This is a genomic window from Streptomyces sp. NPDC053673, from assembly GCF_055585225.1.
In genome coordinates this window covers 1-1,870 of sequence record NZ_JBVJKN010000092.1, presented here as the reverse complement: position 1 = coordinate 1,870, position 1,870 = coordinate 1, and the positions used below count along the sequence as shown (strand labels likewise).

1 protein-coding gene is annotated in these 1,870 nt (G+C 69.7%); it reads right to left on the bottom strand.

What is annotated here, in order from left to right; all coding sequences use genetic code 11:
- The coding region (locus ACZ6ZQ_RS38475) for a non-ribosomal peptide synthetase (protein WP_469773183.1) at positions 1 to 1,870 on the bottom strand (1,870 nt) is incomplete at both ends.

The window sequence follows — 1,870 nt, the reverse complement described above, 5'->3', positions numbered from 1 at the left end:
GCCGGCAGGGCCCGGCGGTCGACCTTCCCGTTCGGCGTCAGCGGAATGGCGTCCAGGACGACCACGACCGTGGGCACCATGTACTCCGGCAGCCGGGAGCGTACGCCTTCCCGAACCGCGCCGCCGTCAACGGCGGTATCCGGTTCGGGGACGACATAGCCGACCAGGACGCCTTCATTGACGACCGCGACCGCCCGAGCCACGCCCTCGACGGCGAGCAGGCCGGACTCGACCTCACCGAGCTCGATACGGAAACCGCGGACCTTCACCTGGGCATCAGCCCGGCCGACGAACTCCAGCACACCGTCCGCCCGCCACCGCACCACATCACCCGTGCGGTACATCCTGCCGCCACCCCACGGGCAGGCGACGAACCGTTCCGCGGTCAGATCCGCACGGCCGTGATACCCCCGCACCACACCCGCACCGCCGATGTACAACTCACCACGCACACCCACCGGCACCGGACGCAGCCACTCGTCCAGCACGTACACCTGCTGATTGGCCAGCGGTCCGCCAATCGACACCGGAGCATCTGCTGTCACCGGGGCACTCGTCGACCACACGGTCGTCTCGGTCGGCCCGTAGACGTTCACCACCGACGCCAGCTCATCCACCATCAGCGACGCCACCTCACCGGGCAGCGCCTCACCGCCCACCAGCGCCCGCACGCCGGCCAGCCGACCGTCCGAAACAGCCAGGATCTCGCGCCAGAGGCTGGGGGTCGCCTGCATCACCGACACGTCCGCCCGGACCGCCAGGTCCACCAGCAGTTCGGCGTCGGCGACCACGTCGGACGGGGCGACCACGACGCATCCGCCCGACACCAGCGGGGCGAACAGCTCCACCACCGCGATGTCGAACGCGAACGTCGTCACCGCCAGCACCCGGTCGGCACTCACCACGTGCCGCAGCCCCGTCAGCACATTGACGACACCCCCGTGCGGTACGACCACACCCTTCGGGCGGCCGGTCGAACCGGAGGTGTAGATCGTGTACGCCGCCGACGACAACTCCGGCACCACCCCCAGCGACGTACCCGACAGGCCCTTGAGCTCGGCCGTCACACCGACGTCGTCGAGCAGGATGACCGGGACGTCCGACCCGGACACGCTGTCCAGCGCGCCAGAGACCGACAGCACCAGCACCGGCGCCGAGTCCTCCACCACATGCGCGATCCGCTCCGCCGGATACTCCGGGTCCACCGGAACGTACGCACCGCCCGTCTTCAGCACCGCCAGCAACGCAACCACCGCATCGACCGACCGCGGCAACGCCACCACCACGCGGGACTCCACCCCCACCCCACGCGACACCAACAACCGAGCCAGACGATTCACCCGCCCGTCCAACTCCGCATACGTCAACGACACGTCGCCGCACACCACCGCGACCGCCTTCGGGGCGGCACGCACCCGCTCCTCGAACAGCACCGGCACCGAGGCAGGCGGCACCTCGACCGTCGTGTCGTTCCACGCCTCCAGCACCCGGCGGCGCTCATCCTCGACCAGCACGTCCACGCGACGCGTGGACGCATCGGGGGAAGCGACGACCGTGTCCAGCACCTGGATCAGACGTTCCACCATCGCCTCGGCGGAAGCGGCGTCGAAGAGGTCCACGGCATACGTCAGGGCTCCGTGAAGGCCGTCGTTGGCTTCGCCGGAGAAGGCGAACGCCAGGTCGACCTTGGCCGCGCTCGATTCCAGCCGCAGGGCGGAGGTGTCCAGTCCCGCGAGCGGCGGAACGTCCTGGTTGTCCTGCTCGCCATGCATGGTGAGCATGACTTGGAAGAGGGGGTGGCGGGCCAGGGAGCGTTCGGGGTTGAGCACCTCGACCAGCCGCTCGAACGGCACGTCCTGGTTCGCGTACG